11 protein-coding genes are annotated in these 16,120 nt (G+C 56.3%); 6 read left to right on the top strand and 5 right to left on the bottom strand.

The window, feature by feature from the left end; translation table 11 throughout:
* Window positions 1–79 precede the first annotated feature (79 nt).
* Together PYL13_RS03050 and pdeM are read left to right on the top strand one after the other, a co-directional pair.
* The gene (locus PYL13_RS03050) at window positions 80–2,590 is read left to right on the top strand and encodes a ligase-associated DNA damage response DEXH box helicase (RefSeq protein ID WP_275640463.1); all 2,511 of its coding nucleotides are present in this window, start codon (window positions 80–82) and stop codon (window positions 2,588–2,590) included.
* 9 nt (window positions 2,591–2,599) lie between these two features.
* The gene (pdeM, locus tag PYL13_RS03045) at window positions 2,600–3,325 is read left to right on the top strand and encodes a ligase-associated DNA damage response endonuclease PdeM (protein ID WP_275640462.1); all 726 of its coding nucleotides are present in this window, start codon (window positions 2,600–2,602) and stop codon (window positions 3,323–3,325) included.
* Window positions 3,326–3,333: 8 nt separating this feature from the next.
* Here pdeM and PYL13_RS03040 read toward each other — a convergent pair whose 3' ends face one another.
* The 4 genes from PYL13_RS03040 to PYL13_RS03025 all read right to left on the bottom strand — a co-directional run bounded on the left by PYL13_RS03040 (window position 3,334) and on the right by PYL13_RS03025 (window position 9,774).
* Window positions 3,334–3,774: a universal stress protein gene (locus PYL13_RS03040; protein ID WP_250983426.1), complete on the bottom strand. Its 441-nt coding sequence runs from the start codon at window positions 3,772–3,774 to the stop codon at window positions 3,334–3,336.
* Window positions 3,775–3,950: 176 nt separating this feature from the next.
* Window positions 3,951–4,745, bottom strand: coding sequence for a TIGR02186 family protein (locus PYL13_RS03035; protein ID WP_192487815.1), 795 nt, complete (start codon window positions 4,743–4,745; stop codon window positions 3,951–3,953).
* A 32-nt stretch (window positions 4,746–4,777) separates the two neighbouring features.
* Entirely contained in the window at window positions 4,778–5,704 is a 927-nt protein-coding gene (locus tag PYL13_RS03030; RefSeq protein WP_192486807.1) for a sulfite exporter TauE/SafE family protein, read from the bottom strand.
* 197 nt (window positions 5,705–5,901) lie between these two features.
* Window positions 5,902–9,774 carry an SEL1-like repeat protein gene (locus PYL13_RS03025; RefSeq protein ID WP_275640461.1) on the bottom strand — a complete coding sequence of 1,291 codons (3,873 nt, stop codon included), beginning with the start codon at window positions 9,772–9,774 and terminating at the stop codon, window positions 5,902–5,904.
* Window positions 9,775–10,144: 370 nt separating this feature from the next.
* Between PYL13_RS03025 and PYL13_RS03020 the strand changes: the two genes are divergently transcribed.
* The 4 genes from PYL13_RS03020 (at window position 10,145) to PYL13_RS03005 (ending at window position 15,786) form a co-directional block, all read left to right on the top strand.
* The gene (locus tag PYL13_RS03020) at window positions 10,145–11,941 is read left to right on the top strand and encodes an acyl-CoA dehydrogenase C-terminal domain-containing protein (RefSeq protein WP_275640460.1); all 1,797 of its coding nucleotides are present in this window, start codon (window positions 10,145–10,147) and stop codon (window positions 11,939–11,941) included.
* A gap of 68 nt (window positions 11,942–12,009) precedes the next feature.
* Entirely contained in the window at window positions 12,010–13,218 is a 1,209-nt protein-coding gene (locus tag PYL13_RS03015) for an acetyl-CoA C-acetyltransferase (RefSeq protein WP_259147759.1), read from the top strand.
* A gap of 16 nt (window positions 13,219–13,234) precedes the next feature.
* A complete protein-coding gene (locus PYL13_RS03010) occupies window positions 13,235–15,448 on the top strand; it encodes an FAD-dependent oxidoreductase (protein ID WP_275640459.1) in 2,214 nt (737 codons plus the stop codon).
* Between the two features lie 131 nt (window positions 15,449–15,579).
* Window positions 15,580–15,786: a hypothetical protein gene (locus PYL13_RS03005; protein WP_275640458.1), complete on the top strand. Its 207-nt coding sequence runs from the start codon at window positions 15,580–15,582 to the stop codon at window positions 15,784–15,786.
* Window positions 15,787–15,797: 11 nt separating this feature from the next.
* Here PYL13_RS03005 and PYL13_RS03000 read toward each other — a convergent pair whose 3' ends face one another.
* Entirely contained in the window at window positions 15,798–16,115 is a 318-nt protein-coding gene (locus tag PYL13_RS03000; RefSeq protein ID WP_275640457.1) for a BA14K family protein, read from the bottom strand.
* Window positions 16,116–16,120: the final 5 nt, after the last annotated feature.

Raw genomic sequence — 16,120 nt, 5'->3', positions numbered from 1 at the left:
CGTGGCCCTGCAGCCCACATATTGAGCATGTTCCGCACATTGGCTGCGGGTTGCGGCAATACCTGCAAGGCGCGAGTGATTGAACAGCAAGGCACAAACCACGACACTTCCGGATGTTTTCAGAGGCTGGTTTAAGGATAAAGGCTGGCAACCACGCCCTCATCAGCTTGAATTGATGGCGCGGGCGCGTGGTGGCGAGAATATGCTGCTGATCGCTCCGACCGGCGCCGGTAAAACGCTTGGCGGTTTTCTCGCCTCTCTGACCGACCTTACGCTGCAACAGAAGTCTCGCAAGCTGCCAGGCGAAGCTTTTCGGGGCGTGCACACTCTCTACATATCGCCGCTCAAGGCGCTGGCCGTCGATATCGAACGCAACCTGATGAAGCCGGTTTCGGAAATGGGGCTTCCCATTACCGTTGAAACTCGCACCGGCGACACCCCGCAGGGCAAACGGCAGCGACAAAAACTGAACCCGCCCGATATCCTGCTGACCACCCCTGAACAGGTCGCGCTTCTGTTGGCCAACCGCGAAGCGGAAAGGTTCTTCAAAGACCTGAAATTTGTCGTGCTGGATGAGTTGCATTCACTCGTTACATCCAAGCGCGGGCATCTGTTGTCGCTTGGTCTAGCGCGGCTACGCAAACACGCGCCGGGCATGCGTACAATCGGTCTGTCAGCGACGGTTGCCGAACCGATGGAGCTGCGGCAATGGCTGGCACCCCAGCATTGCGATACCGGTCCTGCCGGTGTCATAACCGTGTCCGGTGGCGCGAAACCGGATATCGCAATATTACATGCGCAGGAGCGCATTCCCTGGTCCGGCCACTCGGCACAATATGCAATGCCGGAACTCTATGAGATCCTGAAACAGCATCAGACAACGCTGATCTTCGTCAACACACGCTCACAGGCCGAACGGATTTTCCAGGAACTCTGGAGCATCAATGACGACAATCTGCCGATTGCCCTGCATCACGGCTCGCTGGATGCCGGACAACGCCGCAGGGTGGAAGCGGCAATGTCAGAAAACCGGTTGCGTGCCGTTGTCGCCACCTCGACATTGGACCTTGGCATTGACTGGGGTGATGTTGATCTGGTCGTCCATGTCGGTGCTCCGAAAGGAGCAAGCCGTCTGGCGCAGCGCATTGGCCGATCCAATCACCGCATGGACGAGCCGAGCAAGGCAATCCTGGTTCCGGCCAATCGTTTCGAGGTGATGGAGTGTCAGGCGGCACTCGATGCGAATTACATTGGTGCGCAGGACACGCCACCGGTCAGTGCCGGTACGCTGGACGTGCTGGCGCAGCACATTCTGGGCATGGCCTGTGCCGAACCTTTTGATGCCGACATGCTGTTTGAGGAAGTGACCAGTGCCTATCCCTACGCGCCACTGGCACGCGGTACATATGATCGGGTTCTCGACTTTGTCGCGACCGGTGGCTACGCACTACGCACCTACGAGCGATACGCCCGCATTCGCAAGACGAAGGATGGCTTGTGGCGGGTCTCCAATCCGCAGGTCGCGCAGCAATACCGCATGAACCTCGGGACCATCATCGAAGCGGCCGAACTGAATGTGCGGATGGTCAAACGTAATGACCGTGGCACACTTGGCCGCGGCGGAATGTCACTGGGCAAGGTCGAGGAGTATTTTCTGGAACAGCTCGTTCAGGGCGATACATTCGTGTTCTCCGGCAAGGTGCTACGTTTCGAGGGTATCCGTGAAAATGAATGTCTTGCCTCGCAGGCCTCTTCCATGGACCCGAAAATTCCGTCCTATGCAGGGGGAAAATTCCCGCTATCGACCTATCTTGCCGATCAGGTCCGTTCCATGCTGGCAGACCCTGCCCGCTGGTCGCAACTGCCCGATCAGGTGCGCGACTGGCTGGAAATCCAAAAAGAAAGATCGCTCATTCCGGCGCGCAATGAGCTGCTTGTTGAAACCTTCGAACATCGCAAACGCTTTTACCTTATCTGTTATCCGTTTGAAGGCAGGCTGGCGCACCAGACACTTGGCATGTTGCTGACCCGTCGACTGGAACGTGCCGGTGCCAAGCCACTTGGTTTCGTGGCGACAGATTATTCGCTTGCCATATGGGGCATGGAGGACATGGGCCGGATGCTGGCCAACGATCGTCTCTCCCTCAATGAGCTTCTTGACGAGGATATGCTGGGCGACGATCTAGAAGCGTGGCTCAACGAATCCTTTTTGCTGAAGCGGACATTTCGCAACTGTGCCGTGATTTCAGGGTTGATCGAAAGGCGGCATCCAGGCAAGGAAAAGACCGGACGACAAGTCACTGTATCAACCGATCTGATCTATGACGTGCTACGCAGCCATGAGCCCGACCACATTCTGATGGAGGCAACACGCATTGATGCAGCCTCCGGACTTTTGGATATCGGCAGACTTGGAGATATGCTGAAGCGAATCAGAAGCCATATAACCCATCGGGCGCTTGAGCGGGTTTCGCCGCTGGCCGTGCCGGTGATGCTGGAAATAGGACGCGAGCACGTGGCTGGCGAAGCCCATGAAACGGTGCTTGAGGAAGCGGCAGAAGACCTTATTCGCGAAGCCATGAAGGAATAACGCAACAGCATGAACCGTATTGCCAGCTACCGCGATGTGACTGCACAGACACCAAGCCAGTGCGCCGAAATTGGTGTGCATGATGTTGCTGTGCTGTGCGATCCGCTTGGCGGATTGGTTATCCCCCAACATGGCATGCTTGTTGTCTCGGACCTGCATCTGGAAAAAGGCGCTGCCTTTGCGCGTCGTGGTCAGCTGCACCCACCTTACGACACACTAGCGACACTGCGACTGTTGCAAATCCTCATCGACCGTTACGCTCCCAAGACGGTGGTCACCCTTGGCGATAATTTCCACGACCGGAAAGGCTCTGCCCTGCTGCCCCCGCTGTTTCGCCAATCCATCAAAGATATGGCGAAAGGTCGTGACTGGCTGTGGGTCAATGGTAATCATGACCCTGATGGCGCGGTTGGATTGCCTGGGAACTCGGTCGATGAACTACATTGTTCCGGCCTTGTCTTCAGACATGAACCGAAACCAGGCCAAGCAAATGGCGAAATCGCCGGACATCTGCATCCGGCAGCCGTGGTCAGGCGACGTGAAAAGTCGGTACGCCGCGCCTGTTTTGCCACCGATGGCACACGTCTTGTGATGCCGGCCTTTGGCGTAACCACCGGCGGGCTGGACCTCCGGCATGCCGCCATGAACGGCCTGTTTAACAGGACGCATCTCGTGGCCCATTTGCTCGGCCGCGACAGGATTTATTCCGTACGTTTCGACAACCTGATCGGCTGACCTCCAAATTACTGGCGGTAGACCAGAACTGGAATGTTCGAATTGCTCAACACCTTCGAGGTGACGCTGCCCAGAACCATGGCACGGACGCCCTTGCGACCATGAGAGGCCATGGCAATCAGGTCACAGCCATTCTGGTTTGCAGCCTCGATAATAGCTTCATGCGCCTTGGTGGCGCGGGCAAACAGCGCGTCACACTCCAGCCCCAGTGTTCTTGCCCTCGCCTGCATATCCTTCAATACGTGCTCGGCCTCATCACAAATATGCGTCTCTTCCTGTTCGGTGATGATGGCAATGTTCTCCGCATCGGCCGCGACGATGTGAAACGGTTCAGCAACCGTGATGACCGTGACTTTGGCTCCGGCATCCTTTGCCAGCGCAAAACCGCTATCGATAGCGATCTGCGCCAAGGGTGATCCGTCGGTTGGAATGAGAATGTGCTTGAACATGGCATTTCCCCTTTCGCAGCAGAGGACCCATCAGGTTGCCGACCTGCCGCAACGCTTGAAAAACAGCGCTACCAGAACGGAACTATGCCAGTGCGCTGATAGGACATCATGCACCTGCACGGCAATTTGCAGATTGATCCGTATCAAGCAATCAAGCTGATATCACAGGGGGGATATCAGTCCTTGCGGAACAGGATGCTGGCGCTCCAGCCGGTAATGACGGCGATCAGAACACACAACATGCCATACGCAAGTGGTGTTTGATGGGCAGCATCGGTAATGGCCTGTTCGATACCAGTTTTGACGACACGCAGGCGCAGTTCTCGTTGCGCAATGAAGTCACCGCTCTTGAACAGATAGGCACGGGCGGTGTGTACGCCATTCGGTACGTTCGCTGGTAGGCGCAGCGTTGCCCAAAACAGGCCGGTACGCTCCAAACGCACGCCGGTTTCATCATTGCGATAAATACCATCTGACAGTTTGAGGCGACGATAGGCCTGACGGAACTCTCCGATATTGTCAGGCTCGCCCGCGTAGCCGGCCGTTACCAGAGGCAGGTGGTTTACACCAAGACCGATATCGTTGAGCACTTCGGGGCTGGCAATGGAATTGACATCGCGTGTGCTGGCAAGCGCATAGGATTCCGGCAGCGGCTCAAAGCTGATCGAGCTGGTGTTGACCCAAATGCCAAAGACACGTTCTTTCTTGCGCACCGTCGCCAGGTCCAGCGGGCCTGCCAGTGTGACGATGACATCATATTGGCCGATGGCCAGCAGCAGTTGGTCGGGATTGTTGAGCGCACCGAACATCGTAAAATCGGCACCACGGAAATCCGAGGTGATGGCGATTTCCGTCGTCGAAGCACCAATCTCGATAGTCTCACGCACCGTCTGTGGTTGGCCGTAAGGTGATGTCGTCAAGGCCGGTATCTGTGGCGGTGTTTGTGCCCATGCGGAACCACCCAGTACCATAGTGGCAAACAGCGCGCGGAAAAGTTTGCTAATCAAAAGCCCACCCCTCCCACGGCAACCGAGAACAGGTCCTCTGGCCGGACGACCAGCGCGATGGCAAGACGTACACCAACAGCCAGAACAAGCAATGCAAGAAGAGCGCGTAGCTGTTCGCCGCGCAGCTTCTGACCAACGCGTACGCCATATTGGGCACCGACTACACCGGCAATCATCAGGATGAAGGCCAGAACGATATCGACGGAATAGTTGGTCGCCGCCTGCACGATCGTCGTATAGGCGGTCACGAAAATGATCTGGAACAGCGAGGTTCCGACAACGACGTTGGTCGGGATACGCAGCAGGTAGATCATGGCAGGAACCATGATGAAACCGCCGCCGACACCCATGACCGAGGTCAGGACGCCGATAAAGAAACCAAGGCCAATCAGCGGAATGATGCTGAGATAGATCTTGGATTTCTTGAACCGCATTTTAAACGGCAGGCGGTGTACCCAGTTATGATGCCCCGGTCTTTTCAACGTGACCTGCTCATTGCGGGCAGCGCGGCGAAGCGCCACAATGCTTTCCATCAGCATCAAACCGCCGACGGTTCCGAGAAAAATCACGTAAAGCAGCGAAATGATAAGGTCGAGCTGGCCGGCCCGCCGCAGCAGCGAGAACAGCCAGATACCGGCCGTTGCCCCACCAATACCGCCAATAAGCAGGATACTTCCCAGCTTCACGTCCAGCGTACCGCGCCGGAAATGCGATATCGAGCCGGAAATCGACGATGCGACAACCTGATTAGCACCGGTCGCAACCGCAACAACGGGGGGAATATTGTAGAAAATCAGCAGTGGAGTGATCAGGAACCCGCCACCTACACCAAACATGCCGGACAGAAATCCAACAGCGGCGCCCATGCCCAGAATGATGAAAATATTCACCGACAGTTCCGCAATCGGCAGATAAACAGTCACGGTCGGACCTCAAGCAGGGTGGTTCAAGGCTGGAAGGCAAAGCGGTCGTTTGGAGTGTTTGCCTGATCTTAGCATTCCGGCAGTCAAGGAACGCGGCTTTACCGCATATCCTGAACTGTCATGCCTGCCGGGGGCAGGCAAGTCAATTCATCTACCGGAATTGCGTTGATAATTTGGAAACTTTGCTGCCGGAGCGATTACGCGTTGCGCTCCAGCAGGGCCTTAACCAGATTATCGGAAATGCGGCCGTCAGGTTCCTGTCCAATGGACTGCTGGAATGCCTTGATGGCGGCAACCGTCTTTTTGCCCATCTGCCCGTCGGCAGTTCCCGCATCAAAACCGTTCTTGTTCAGAATGGCCTGAATGTTGCGGATTGCCTTGGTCATGTCGACCGTGGAGGTTTTTACACCTTCCATGCCAGCCCACTCATCCGGCATGTTGACGGCATTGGTGTCTTCGTTGAGTGGTGTCGGCTTCCAGGCGGCAACCTTGGCGCGCGCGCTTTCAAGCTGTGCAGGCTGCATTGCCTTTGCAACTTCATCGCGCTTCTGGGCTGCGTCATTGTCTCCGCCATTTGCTGCAATGGCAAACCACTTGTAGGATTCTTCAATGTTCTGGCTGACGCCGCTGCCACGTGCATAGAGTATGGCAAGGTTGAACTGGCTGTCGTGGACACCAAGTTCAGACGCCTTCTGGAACCAGTTTGCCGCCTGTACGTAATTTGGCTGACCAATCGCATCAGAAGCCAGAAGCACCGCCAGATTATGCATGGCACCGGCGTTGCCCTGCTCTGCAGCCTTGGCGTAGTAGACGCTGGCTTCATTCAGGTCGCGCGGAACGCCGTTTCCTTTTTCCAGCATGTTACCAAGACGGTACTGAGCGGGCGCGAGACCACGGTCTGCAGCAAGTTTGTACCATTTCGCAGCTTCGCCGGCATTTTCAGCAACGCCACGTCCTTCGGTGTAACGTGCGCCAACTTCGAACAATGCAGCTGCATTGCCGGAAGCAGCGGCCTCAGACAGAGAAGCCGGCTGAATTTCCGACGGGATGGCAATCTTTTCAGCAACAACGGCATCTACCGGTGCACGCAATGTTTCCTGCGGCGGCTGGGCTGTCGTTTCAGCTTCAGGCAGCGGTGCACCACCGATGGTTCTTTCATCAATGGCATTTGGCTGCTGATTGGCGGTCATTGCCGCGTCCTGTTCAACGGCCTTGTCGTTTTCCAACAGAAGGTCGGACGGAATGGCCACCGGCTCATGTGCAACTTCCGGAGAGGCAGGGGGTGTGATCGCAGAGTTTTCACCCGGGGCCTGTGTTGGGGCCTGGGTTGGAGCCTGCTCGATAACCTGCGATGCAGGTTCACCTTCGATAGCCGACTTGACCAGCGGCAGAGCCATCATCACCAGCAGGATCGCACCGATACCCATCAGGATGGGGCGGCGGTAACGTGCAAATGCAGAGGCCTTGCCTTCCTGACCTGCGACATCTTTGTTGACAGCACCAGATGCCTTTTCAGGCATGGTTTCCTGTGCAGCGGCCTGCGCGGCGCGGCGGGCAGCAGCGATGAAGTCTGCCTTGCTAACTTCAGGACCGGCAGGTTTACCCGTGTCGCGCTGTGCATTCTGGCTGGCACGGACACGTTCAAGGATTTTCTTGACGTCCGGTACGCCAGAGCCTGGCTCAAGCAGCTCGTTTTCCTGACCGGCAGGCAGAACGTCGATCGGATCCAGCGATGGGGCAGGATTAATCTGGGTGCGCTGCTGTGGCTCGGCCGCAGTTGTGCGCGATGCCTCGGACTTGAAACGGCTTGTCAGGCTTGCGAGCAGACCACGCTTTTCCTTGACCGGAGCGGCTGGCTTGTCAGCGATCGCGACATCGGCAGACGGACGCGCTTCCGGAATGATCAGGGCCTCTGCCGCGGTTTCCAGTTGCTGGGCCGCCTCTTCCGACAGCTGGCGCTCAATTGCTGCGCTGTTGAACAGCGGCTTTGCAGGTGCAGCCTCTTCTTCACCGGCATAGGCAAAAAGGCTGCCGGATGCCATTTCGGAAACGGGTTCGCGCGCCGGGCGGTTTTCGACCGGTTCCTGCTGCCAGGATTGCTGGGCTGCTGCGAAATTTGTTTCCGAGAAAGAGCGGTTGTCGAAGCTGTCGAGACGACCGGCAATCTGCACGAGGGTTTCATGCAGCGCTTCGAATGTGCGATGGGTACGCTCTTCTGAAGAGCGGCTGAGGTTTTCCAGATTGCGCAGATCGCTGGCCAGGTCGTTCAGCATCGTCATGTCGGTCTGCTGGACATTGCCCGACAAACCCTTGCGGGAATAGGCATCCACCACGGCTTCTGCCGCCTGACGTGCCGCCTCGATGATATACTCATCGTTGGAAGCCATATAATCTTCGATTGCAGCCATGCGGGCATCAAGTTCCGCAGGCATTACAAACGGCTCAGGCTGCACCGGCTGGCTGATCAGCGAGGACAGGTTGGCAATCTGGTCTTCCAGATTTTGCAATGCGTTGTAATCGGTCGGTGATGACGACGAGGTTTCGTCAAGGCGGGCGGCGATATCGACCAGCCGCTCTTCCAACCGCAGGAAAGCACCATCATCAAAGGCGGCGACCGGCTGTTGCTGCTGTTGTGCCTGACGGTAGTCGAGGTCCTCGATACGGCGTGCCAGATCATCGAGACGCGAGGCCAGGGCATCATTGAACGTGCCATGATCCAATGCTTCGATCTTCCGCGAAATGTCGGTCAGAAAACCTGTCAGCTCCGGCTGGGCAACCGGTTTTTGAGCACGTTCCATCATCAGCGAAAGCTGATCGAGCCGCTCATCCAGATGGACGGCATTGCGCTCGGTTGCCAGTTCTTCGATCCGAAGGGTCAGTGCTTCCATGCGACCGGCAAGTTCGTCTGCCGGATTGCTGCGAGCGGAGGCATTGCTCAGCTCATCAATCTGCACAGCCAAACCGTTCAGGCGGCCTTCAAGACGCTGGAACAGCGATGTATCCAGAGCCGGCGCGGCATTGCGCGAGCTGGTTGCGGCAATCGCACGGCTGATTTCATCAAGGCGCTGGTCAAGATTGGAGAATTGCTCCGTAATTGCGCCACCGGAAGGCTGCATATGCTTGCCAAGATGTTCCACAGCTTCTGCGATGGTGATCAGCTTTTCTTCCAAAATGCGAACCGCAGGGCTATCGCTCATCGCACCAAGGTGGCCCTTGATGTCATCCAGCCGGTAGGCCAGCGAAACGATCTCTTCTTGCAGTGCAGATGTGTCGAACTTGCTGAGGTTCTCCTCAACGTTCTGCCAATGGTCTTCGATACGGCTGACGGTGTCCTGCCGCGCAAGCTGATCCATCAGGGCGCGCAGATCATCGAACTCCTCCCGCAAGCCATAAGCATTCGGCGAAGCACTGCCACCGAGTTGATCGATGCTGGCAGCCAAACGGTCAATGTCGGAGCGGATATCACCGACAAACTGATTGTCTTCAGCGATTGATTTGATGCTGCGGATTTCCGAGCGCAGGCCCTGCACTTCGCGCGCAATACCTTCGGAAAGATCCTGCTTCAGTTCCTGGCGCAGGCTGACAAGCGCCTGCGCGATATCACGCATGGCGGTATCGTTGGGCTGGGAAACGACTGGCGGCTGAGGCTGCCGTGGCTCGTAAGACTGATAGGCGCGCTGAGGAGCGTCTGCGGGCGGTGTAGCAGTCGAGCGCGCCAAAGGTGGGCGCGGCGCGGGCACGAATGGGGCGCGCTCCGGCTGGCGGGGCGCTGGGCGTTCTTGCCGCTCGAGACGTTCCTGGCGATCTTCCTGCCGTGGCGGTCTCGTCGCTGCATTGAGGGCACGCTGGCGCTGGCGAATCTCGTTGATTGGATCAAAACGCTCCGGCCGAGCAGCAAGCGGCGGCTGAACGTGGCGTTCTACCGGCTCTGGCCTGCGCTGAGGCTGTGGTTCCTGCGGAGGCTGACCCATGAGGCCCTCGATGCGAGCTTCCAGCCCCTCAATGGTCCGGCTCAAGGCATCAAGGGACGATCTGCCATCGCTATACCGATTTGGTCTCGATCCGTTCATGTTCCTGCTCACTTCGCGATGGTTGGCATTGGTCCGCCATAGCGTCGATCTGCATTGTCATCGAGAATGGGCCACCCCAATCCCGACTCGTTGCGATGCACGTTTGAGGTAAACGAGCAGACAACGCGAACAGACACCACGTTTCGAACAATTTACGAAACGTGGTAAAGAAGTGGTTAACCGACGTCGGTATTTTTTAACTTTTCCTTTAATTCCCTTAAAAAATTATGGATTCTCGCTTTTCCAACGCCAATAACCGCTCCTTGCTCCCGATAAATTTACCCACCTGAGCATTTTGACGTTTACGCAAACGTCAAAATTTGCAACTATGCTCTCATACGTGCTTGAACGATGCGGAGGAACATCGGTAATGCCTGTTTACAAGGCCCCTGTTAAAGATACGCTTTTCATTCTCAACGATGTGCTCGGTTTGGAGCGCTACAATAATCTTCCCGGTTTTGAAGACGCCACTCCCGATATGATCGAGGCGATTGCCGGTGAAGCGGCCAAACTGGCGGAAGAACAGCTTTTCCCGCTTAACCTGCCCGGCGACAACCAAGGCTGCAAACGCGCAGACGATGGATCCGTTTCCGTACCGGACGGTTTCAAACAGGCTTACGATGCCTATTGCGCCGGCGGGTGGATCGGTCTTGCCGTTCCCCAGGAATTTGGCGGGCAAGGCCTGCCTTACACCATGCATGCCGCCATCGGTGAATATATGTCGTCTGCCAACTTGTCGCTGATGATGTATCCCGGTCTGACGCAGGGTGCGATTGCCGCAATCCTCGTGCATGGCACCGACGAGCAGAAGCAGACCTACCTGCCCAAAATGGTGGAAGGCACGTGGTCCGGCACCATGAACTTGACCGAGCCCCATTGCGGCACTGACCTCGGTCTGCTGCGCACCAAGGCGGTTCCGCAGGGCGATGGCACTTACAAGATTTCCGGCCAGAAGATTTTCATCTCGGCTGGTGAACACTCCATGACCGACAACATCGTGCATCTGGTGATCGCCCGCATCGAAGGCGCGCCTGAAGGCACCAAGGGTATTTCCCTGTTCATCGTGCCGAAATTCCTGGTGAATGACGACGGAACACAGGGTGCCCGCAACGGTGTGGTCTGCGGAGCCATCGAGCACAAGATGGGCATTCATGGCAACTCGACCTGCGTCATGAACTATGACGATGCGACCGGTTATCTGCTTGGCGCAGAGAACAAGGGCCTCTCGGCAATGTTCGTGATGATGAACGAAGCCCGCCTCGGCGTTGGCCTTCAGGGTCTTTCGGTCGGCGAAATTGCCTATCAGAACGCCGTCGAATATGCCCGCGAACGAATTCAGGGCCGCTCATTGTCTGGTGCCAAGGCTCCTGAAAAAAAAGCTGATCCGATTATCGTGCATCCAGATGTTCGCCGCACTCTGATGACGATCAAGGCCTTTAACGAGGCTGGTCGCGCATTTCTTTTGTGGACGGCACTGCAGTCGGATATCGCCCATCGCTCTACGGACGAAAAAGAACGCCAGGCGGCAGACGATCTGCTTGGACTGGTAACGCCAATCCTCAAGGGCGTGCTGACCGACAAGGGCTTTGACCATGCGGTGATGGCACAGCAGGTGTTTGGCGGTCACGGCTACATCGAAGAACACGGCATGAGCCAGTATGTGCGTGATGCGCGTATCACCATGATCTATGAAGGTGCCAATGGCATTCAGGCGCTGGATCTGGTCGGCCGCAAGCTGGGCTTGAATGGCGGACGTGCTGTCATGGCGCTTTTTAAGGAAATTGGCGATTTCTGCGAGGACAACCGCGCGGATGAGGCGCTGGTTACCTACACCAAGGGTCTGAAAAAGGGCTTGAACGATCTGCAGGCGGCAACCATGTGGTTCATGCAGAACGCCATGGCAAAACCTGACAATGCCGGCGCCGGTTCGACCGACTACATGCACCTCTTCGGCCTTGTAGTACTGGGTTATATGCATGCCCGCATGGCCAAGGCAGCGCAGAGCGCTTTGTCATCCGGCAGTGCATCGGACGTGGACTATCTCAAGACGAAACTCGTGACGGCAAAGTTCTTCATGGAGCGTATTATGCCCGAAACCGTTCTGCGCAAGACCCGCATCGAGACGGGTGCCGACACGATGATGGAACTGGCTGCCGAGGCATTCTGAGGGGCAAACGCCCCTCTTTGCCCCTCCAAGATTTCGAAGACGCTCCATGCGTCACAGGGAGATAGAGAATGACCGAGGTTTATATTTACGATCATGTCCGCACGCCGCGCGGACGCGGCAAGAAGGACGGCAGTTTGCATGAAGTGCCATCCGTTCGTCTTGCTGCCAAGACATTGGAAGCAATCCGCGATCGTAACGGACTGGATACGTCAACCGTTGACGACATCATCATGGGTTGCGTCGATCCTGTCATGGATGCCGGTGCGGTGATCCCGAAGGCCGCCGCTTTCGAGGCGGGTTATTCGACCAAAGCACCGGGCATGCAGATCTCGCGCTTTTGCGCCTCGGGTCTGGACGCCGTCAATTTTGCCGCCGGCAAGGTTGCCGCTGGCTCTGACGATATCGTTATTGCAGGCGGCGTAGAAAGCATGTCGCGCGTTGGCATGGGCATGTCTGGCGGAGCCTGGTACATGGATCCATCAGTCAATTTCCCTGCATTCTTCATGCCGCAGGGTGTTTCCGCTGACCTGATTGCCACGAAATACGGCTTTTCCCGCGATGACGTGGATGCTTATGCCGTGGAAAGCCAGAAGCGTGCTGCCCATGCCTGGGAGAACGGCTACTTCAAGAATTCGGTTGTTCCGGTCAAAGACCAGAATGGCATCACCATTCTTGACCGTGACGAACATATGCGTCCGGGTACCGACATGCAGGCACTTGCCTCGCTCAACGCATCGTTCCAGATGCCGGGCGAAATGGGTGGGTTTGAAGCTGTTGGCATCATGGCGCATCCGGAGGTCGAGCGTATCAACTACGTTCACCACGCAGGTAATTCCTCTGGTATCGTTGACGGCGCGGCCGCTATTCTGGTCGGTTCGAAGGCCGGTGGCGAAAGCATGGGTCTGAAGCCCCGGGCGCGTATCAGACATTTTGCCAATATTGGGTCCGATCCGGCACTGATGCTGACCGGTCCCGTGGACGTGACGGAAAAGCTTCTGAAGAAGACGGGCATGTCGATTGCCGACATCGACCTCTTCGAACTCAACGAAGCCTTTGCTGCCGTGGTTCTGCGCTACATGCAGGCCTTCGACATCAGCCACGATAAGATGAACGTCAATGGCGGCGCCATTGCCATGGGTCATCCGCTCGGTGCCACGGGCGCCATGATCCTCGGCACGGTTCTGGACGAACTGGAACGCCGTGATCTCAACACAGCACTGGTCACGCTCTGCATCGGTGCCGGCATGGGTACGGCAACGGTCATTGAGCGCGTTTGATTTCGGGAGGAAACCGATGAGCTATACAAATTTTACCGTCGAAACTGACGCTGACGGCATTGCTCTCGTAACATGGGACATGCCTGAAAAATCCATGAATGTCTTTACCGCAGAGGTACTGCAGGAACTCGACGCCATCGTCGATGCAACCGTGGCCGATGCTGCCGTCAAGGGCGTGGTCTTCACGTCGGGCAAAAGCACCTTTTCCGGCGGCGCCGACCTTTCGATGATCAAATCGATGTTCTCGTTTTACCATGAGGAAAAACAGAAGAACCCCGATGAGGCCGCACAAAAGCTGTTCGATCTCGTCGGCAAGATGAACTGGCTGTATAGGAAAGTGGAAACCAACGGCAAACCATGGGTATCTGCTATCAATGGCACGTGCATGGGCGGCGCACTGGAGCTTTCCCTCGCCTGCCATGGCCGGGTTGCTTCCAACGCCAAAAGTGTCAAGCTGGCACTACCTGAGGTCAAGGTTGGCATTTTCCCCGGTGCAGGCGGTACACAGCGCGTTCCACGCCTGACCGATGCACAATCGGCATTGCAGATGATGACAACAGGGCAGTCGTTGACTGCCCAGCGCGCCAAGGCCATGAACCTCGTTCATCAGGTCGTCGAGCCGGATCAACTGATTTCTGCCGCCAAACAAATGATCAAGGACGGTCTGAAACCGGTCGCCCCGTGGGACGAAAAGGGCTTCAAGGCGCCCGGCGGCGGCATCTGGACACCAGCGGCAGCCCAGCTATGGCCTGCGGCACCGGCTATTCTGCGCCGTGAAAGTGCTGGCAACTACCCGGCAGCCCTTGCCATTCTCAAATGCGTTTACGAAGGCCTGCAATTGCCGTTTGATACCGCACTGAAGGTTGAGCAGCGTTATTTCACCGAAATCCTTCGCTCGAAGGAAGCCTTTTCGATGATCCGCTCGCTGTTCATCTCGATGCAGGAACTGGGCAAAGGCGCACGCCGCCCGGTCGGCCAGCCGAAGAGTGATCTGAAACATGTCGGCGTAGTTGGCGCCGGTTTCATGGGCGCATCCATTGCTTATGTCACCGCCGTTGCCGGCCTTGATGTCACCCTGATCGACCGGGGCGACGAAGCCGCAGCCAAGGGCAAAGCGACCTGCGAAGGTCTGGTCAAGGACAGCGTCGGCAAGGGCCGCATGACGCAGGATGAAGGCGCTGCCATTCTCGCCCGCATCACGCCAAGCGCCGACTACGCGACGCTCAAAACCGCAAACCTTGTTATCGAAGCGGTATTCGAAGATCGCGATGTCAAGAAAGCGGTCATAGAGCAGGTGGAAGCCGTGCTGTCGGAAGGCGCAATTTTTGCCTCCAATACCTCAACCTTGCCAATCAGCGGACTGGCGAAGAACTCCAAACGCCCAACCGATTTTATCGGCATTCACTTCTTCTCACCGGTTGAGAAGATGATGCTGACCGAAGTCATTCTGGGTAAGGAAACCGGTGACAAGGCTCTGGCTGTGGCACTGGATTACGTTGCGAAAATCAAGAAGACCCCGATCGTCGTCAACGACACGCGTGGTTTCTTCGTCAATCGTTGCGTATTGCGTTACATGGCCGAAAGCTATGAGATGCTGATCGAGGGTGTTCCGGCGGCAATGATCGAAAATGCTGCGAAATTTGCGGGCATGCCGGTTGGCCCATTGGCGTTGAACGACGAAGTTGCCATTGATCTTTCCTATAAGATTCTCAAGGCAACGGTTGCAGATCTCGGGGACAAAGCTGTCGATCCACGCCAGATGGCACTGGTGAAAAAGCTGGTGGAAGACGAAGAGCGTTTTGGCCGCAAGAACGCCAAGGGCTTTTATGACTACCCACCGAAGCCTGCAAAGAAGTCTCTGTGGCCGGGCCTTAAAAACCTCTACCCGCAAAAGAAGCCAGACGATGTGGACATGGACGTTCTAAAGTCTCGCTTCCTGGTGACCATTGCACTGGAAGCTGCACGAACGGTGGAAGAAGGCATTGTGACCGATCCACGCGAGGCTGATGTCGGCTCTATTCTCGGCTTTGGTTTTGCGCCGTATACGGGTGGCGCGCTGTCCTACATTGACGGCATGGGTGTGAAGACCTTCGTGGAACTGGCTGACAAGCTTAGACAGACTTACGGCCCACGCTTCACACCAACACCGTTGTTGCTGGACATGGCCGCCAAGGGAGAAACCTTTTATGGGCGGTTTGACCCTTATGCAGCACAAAAAGCCGCCGCGTAATTGAAAGGCGCCGTGCAGACCATGCACGACGCCTTCCTCTTCCCATAAAGATAAAATTTACCTTAAATTTTACTTATTTGAACTTTTGCTTATGCAGCACGTTAGCGCCCCAGACAGAAAGGGCGGCAACCATGATCTGCAACATTGCAAAACTTGAAAAAGAACGCGAAGACCTGATCGAGGTGATAACCGGGCTGGAACGGTGGAGGCGCTTTTCCATCGATGACAGAAATGCTATCGCTCTCCACATCACGTCGCACATGATGCGCCTGAGCGCGCTTGATGACGAAATCAATGAGGCAAAGACACAGTCATGCCGTTATGCGCTTAAGGCCTGATTTGGCGCCAATCAATGGGGTGACTGACATTCCAGACGCTTGCCTGATTTGTCCTGATAGGTGTTATCCACAGGATGATAAGACATGTAGCGTTTGGCGCACCATTGCACATGCTGCACTTCCTCCGCTGATAGCAGGAAGTTATCCTGGCCAGAATTCGAAGCGCCTTCTCCTGCAAAGGCTGCCAAAGGATAATGGCGTTTCGCTGTATTGCCGTCAGCCGCCTGATTTTGCTCTGCAGGAGCGATGATACTGAAAGCATGGGCAGGCATCGTAACAACGCCCAGCAGGCCAAGGCTCAAAGCAAACACAGAAGCGAATTTTTCCACTCTAA

The organism is Agrobacterium sp. Azo12 (assembly GCF_029193765.2).
In the GTDB taxonomy this organism is placed as follows: domain Bacteria; phylum Pseudomonadota; class Alphaproteobacteria; order Rhizobiales; family Rhizobiaceae; genus Agrobacterium.
Note: the sequence above shows the minus strand (reverse complement) of the source record. Positions and strands in the feature narration are given on the sequence as shown.

What these genes read in the sequence shown, in the direction of transcription:
- PYL13_RS03015 (WP_259147759.1), top strand. Translation starts at nt 12,010, where the DNA reads ATGACCGAGGTTTATATTTACGATCATGTCCGCACGCCGCGCGGACGC.
- PYL13_RS03035 (WP_192487815.1), bottom strand. Translation starts at nt 4,745, where the DNA reads ATGGTACTGGGTGGTTCCGCATGGGCACAAACACCGCCACAGATACCG.
- PYL13_RS03025 (WP_275640461.1), bottom strand. Translation starts at nt 9,774, where the DNA reads ATGAACGGATCGAGACCAAATCGGTATAGCGATGGCAGATCGTCCCTT.
- PYL13_RS03040 (WP_250983426.1), bottom strand. Translation starts at nt 3,774, where the DNA reads ATGTTCAAGCACATTCTCATTCCAACCGACGGATCACCCTTGGCGCAG.
- PYL13_RS03010 (WP_275640459.1), top strand. Translation starts at nt 13,235, where the DNA reads ATGAGCTATACAAATTTTACCGTCGAAACTGACGCTGACGGCATTGCT.
- PYL13_RS03005 (WP_275640458.1), top strand. Translation starts at nt 15,580, where the DNA reads ATGATCTGCAACATTGCAAAACTTGAAAAAGAACGCGAAGACCTGATC.
- pdeM (WP_275640462.1), top strand. Translation starts at nt 2,600, where the DNA reads ATGAACCGTATTGCCAGCTACCGCGATGTGACTGCACAGACACCAAGC.
- PYL13_RS03020 (WP_275640460.1), top strand. Translation starts at nt 10,145, where the DNA reads ATGCCTGTTTACAAGGCCCCTGTTAAAGATACGCTTTTCATTCTCAAC.